The sequence below is a fragment of the Niastella sp. genome (assembly GCF_045805085.1).
Lineage (GTDB): Bacteria > Bacteroidota > Bacteroidia > Chitinophagales > Chitinophagaceae > Niastella.
Genome location: NZ_JBJMLX010000272.1, coordinates 1 through 3981 on the forward strand (window position 1 = coordinate 1; position 3981 = coordinate 3981).

Below are 3981 nucleotides of genomic sequence, written 5' to 3' on the forward strand. Positions count from 1 at the left end.
CTTAACCCGCGGGGGATTTTTTTTATTATACAAAGTCACATGATAAGCAAAACGCTTTCTCTATACAAGAATGCCTATAGTGGATTGTCTCCCTCTACCTGGTGGTTGTCGTTTGTAATGTTAATAAACCGAAGCGGCACCATGGTACTTCCCTTCATGACCATTTATCTTACCAGTCCGAAAATGGGCTACAGCATCGGGCAGGCTGGTTTTGTTATGGCCCTGTTTGGGTTGGGGGCAGTAACAGGTGGGTTTCTTGGTGGCAAACTAACCGACCGCATTGGTTTTCATAAAGTGCAGCTAATTACATTAGGCGGTGGCGGCATTATGTTCATGGTGCTGGGACAAATGAGATCATTTCCGCTGATCTGTTTGTTCACCTTTTTATTAAGCATGGTGAATGATGCGTTCCGGCCTGCCAACTCTACAGCTATCGTTGCTTACAGTAAAGAAGATACCCGTACCCGTTCGTATGCGCTCAACCGGTTGGCTATTAACCTGGGCTGGGCAGTTGGCAGTGCTATTGGTGGTTTGCTGGCAGCTATCAATTATGAATTGTTGTTCTGGGTTGATGGAGCTACCAACCTCACTGCTGTACTATTGTTGTGGTATTTTTTGCATCCATCAAAACAGGTGAAACCGGTTAAAAAACCGGTTGTTGCCGATCCTTCGCATTCGGCTTACCGCGATAAGATCTATCTCTTGTTTATTCTACTTACTATATTATTTGCGTGTTGCTTTTTTCAGTTATTCACTAACCTGAATGCCTATTACAAAATTGAGTTGCATTTTAATGAACGCTTTATTGGCTTAATAGGCGCCGTCAATGGTATTATGATCGCTATCATTGAAATGGTGCTCATTTTTAAACTGGAGGGCCGCCGCTCGAACCTGTTTTATATAGTTAGAGGTACCATTTTGGTAGGTACTGCCTATTTCATGCTGAACCTCTTTCAGATTAATCACCTGCTGGCGATGCTGATGATGGTGGTAATGACAATGGGGGAAATACTGGTACTGCCGTTTATGAATACCTTCTGGACCGCCCGCAGCGCCGATCACAACCGTGGTCAATATGCAGGTTTGTATACCATTGCCTGGTCAATTGCGCAAACTATGGGCCCATTCCTGGGTGCGCAAATTGCCGAGCATGCCGGGTTTAATGTGTTGTGGTGGACATTGGGGGGAACAAGCTTTGTTACGGCTATTGGGTTTTTATGGTTGAAGAAGTATATGAAAGTTTAAAGTTAAAAGTTTAAAGTTGAAAGTTATTGGTTGATAGTGTTGCTTCCGGATGCTAAGTTTAAGTTCTTAGGTTTGTAGGTTATTAAGTTCGTTAGTTATTGAGTTTGTTAGTTATTGATGACTTCCTTGCCTCGCCCGCCTTCCGCCTGCCGCTGAAGCTTTAGCGTAGGAGGGCCCTCTGCCTTCTGCCTCGTCAACTCGTCAACTGGTCAACTCGTCAACTGGTTAACTAACTTTTTCAACTTATTTTTGCCCCATGTCTTCTCCCGAAAAATTCGAAATGTTCCGCAACCGGCTCACCAAAGTGTACCGGCATATAAATAAACAGGCAAAGCGCCAGGGCATTACCTGTTATCGCATCTATGATCATGACCTGCCTGAATTTGCTTTATGTATTGAACGGTATGGCGATAATTTATACCTGGCAGAATATAAGCGGAAATTTGAAATGGCGGAGACTGAACATGATGCCTGGCTGGAAGCCTGCATTGAGCTGATCTGTGAAGTACTGCAAATGCCGGTTGACAATGTATACATCAAAGAACGCCAGCGTAAACCGGGCCGCCTGGGCCAATACCAGCGCGTGAGTGAAGCAGGCGCCAATTTTGTCGTAGACGAAGCCGGGTTGAAATTTAAAGTGAACCTGAGCGATTATCTCGATACCGGTTTGTTTCTCGATCACCGCATTACCCGTGGGATGGTACGCATTGAGTCAAATGAAAAAAGGGTGTTGAACCTGTTTTGTTATACCGGTTCCTTCTCGGTATACGCAGCTGCTGGTGGCGCATCAAAGGTTACTTCGGTTGATCTGTCAAAAACCTATTTGCAATGGGCGGAAGAGAATATGCGATTGAATGATATCTATGATGAAAAGAAACACGAGTTTGTTCATGCGGATGTAAAACAATACCTCGATTCACTGGCGCCTGCTTCCTATGACCTGGTTGTGATGGACCCACCCACTTTCAGCAATAGCAAACGCATGAAGGACTTTTTGGACATTCAGCGTGACCATGCTGAACTGTTGAATAAAACCATGCAGGCAGTGGCGCCCGGCGGCATTATTTACTTCAGTACCAATTACCGGAAATTTGAGCTGGACAGGGAACAGATCAACTCATCAGAAATAAAAGATATCACCCGCGCTACCACGCCGTTTGATTTTGAAGGTAAGTTGTTCCGCTATTGTTATAAACTTTGGAAGTAGTCAAAAAAAACAGGCAATAAGCAAATTGTAATGTTGCCTATTGCCTATTGTCAGTTACTTATCGTTATTGTTCCGAAAGCGGAATGTCTCTTTTCAACATGTCATTTCGATTGGCCATTTCCCAGGCCGTATAAAATACCAGTTGCGCTCTTTTGGCCATCAGGTTGTAATTGATCTTATCGGGGGTATCAGTGGGACGATGGTAATCGTTGTGTGTTCCATTAAAATAGAAAATGATGGGTACACCTTTACGGGCGAAATTATAATGGTCGCTGCGATAGTAAATGCGTTCAGGATCTTTGGGCGCATTGTATTTATAATCCAGTTCCAGTTTGGTGTATTTTTTATTCATGGCCTCGCTGATGGGGCGCAGGTCAGAACTCAGTTTGTCATCGCCCACCACATACACATAATTGGTGCTATCGCCTTCCTTGCGTTTGGGATCGGTACGACCGATCATATCGATATTCAGGTCAACAGTGGTTTTGTTTAATGGGTACAATGGATGATCGCTGTAGAACTCTGATCCCCATAAACCTTTTTCTTCTCCTGAAACGGTCATGAATACAATGGAGCGGCGGGGCCCTTTGCCGGCTGCCTTTGCCTTTGCAAATGCTTCGGCCAGTTCCAGCACACTTACGGTACCTGAGCCATCGTCATCGGCGCCATAATAAATAACAGAATCGCCGCGTTTGCCCAGGTGATCATAATGCGCGGTGATAAAAACAAACTCATCCTTTTTATCAGTGCCTTCCAGGAAACCAACTACGTTGCTGCTCGATAATTCAAGCCTGTCTTTTTTGAATTCGAGCTTTACCTCAGCCGTATACGTTTTAGGTTGCACGTTACCGGTTTTCACGGCTTCTTTAGCTGCATCGAAATCAGCGTCCATGATGGATTTGGCAACTTCTTCAGAAATATAAAAGGTATTGGGGGAAACGGTTTTTTGAAATCCATCGAGGTAGGCAGGGCCTTTGGTCATAGCTGTACCGCCGCGACGGGGAAAATTATTTTGTATTATTAAAATAGCAGCAGCGCCATTTTTTAGTGCAGCTTCCATAACCTGGTATGGACCAAACCTTGAGCGGTTACGGGCACTGGAGCCACCACCGGTTGGCGCTGATGGCGGCGGCGCCTGAAATATCAGTACAATTTTGCCAGCTACATCTTTAAAATCGTTGCGGGTACTATCGCTGATGCCAGCCCCTGCAAAAACAACTTCATTGCAGAAGATAGTACTCGTATGCGCCATCGATTGATTGATCATAAAGTCGTTGAACAGAGCAAACGACTTTCCGTTCACTTCTATAGCTGCTTTGGAAATTGAATCCTGGTATATAGGATAGCCTAATTGAAAATTGCCTTTATTACCGGGTTGTAATCCCAGTGTTTTAAACTGGTTTTCAATATAGGCGGCTGCTTTCCGTTGTCCTTCAGTGGCCGTTTCGCGGCCTTCCATACCGGGGCCGGCTATGATGTACAAATGCTTCTTAAGGTCGTCTGGGGTTATTGTATTGGCAAATGGCTTA

The 3981-nt window shown here is 44.7% G+C and carries 3 protein-coding genes; 2 read left to right on the plus strand and 1 reads right to left on the minus strand.

Annotated features, from left to right (window positions below):
• Both ACJ751_RS14210 and ACJ751_RS14215 read left to right on the plus strand, forming a co-directional pair.
• Positions 1–1245 (plus strand): MDR family MFS transporter (locus tag ACJ751_RS14210; RefSeq protein WP_407746160.1); only part of this gene is annotated, 1245 nt, incomplete at its 5' end.
• A 256-nt stretch (positions 1246–1501) separates the two neighbouring features.
• Positions 1502–2452: a class I SAM-dependent methyltransferase gene (locus tag ACJ751_RS14215; RefSeq protein WP_407746161.1), complete on the plus strand. Its 951-nt coding sequence runs from the start codon at positions 1502–1504 to the stop codon at positions 2450–2452.
• Between the two features lie 64 nt (positions 2453–2516).
• Here ACJ751_RS14215 and ACJ751_RS14220 read toward each other — a convergent pair.
• The coding region (locus tag ACJ751_RS14220) for a M28 family peptidase (RefSeq protein ID WP_407746162.1) at positions 2517–3981 on the minus strand (1465 nt) is incomplete at its 5' end.

Excerpts from the sequence above, each read along its gene's own strand:
- ACJ751_RS14215 (WP_407746161.1), top strand. The coding sequence starts at position 1,502 with ATGTCTTCTCCCGAAAAATTCGAAATGTTCCGCAACCGGCTCACCAAA.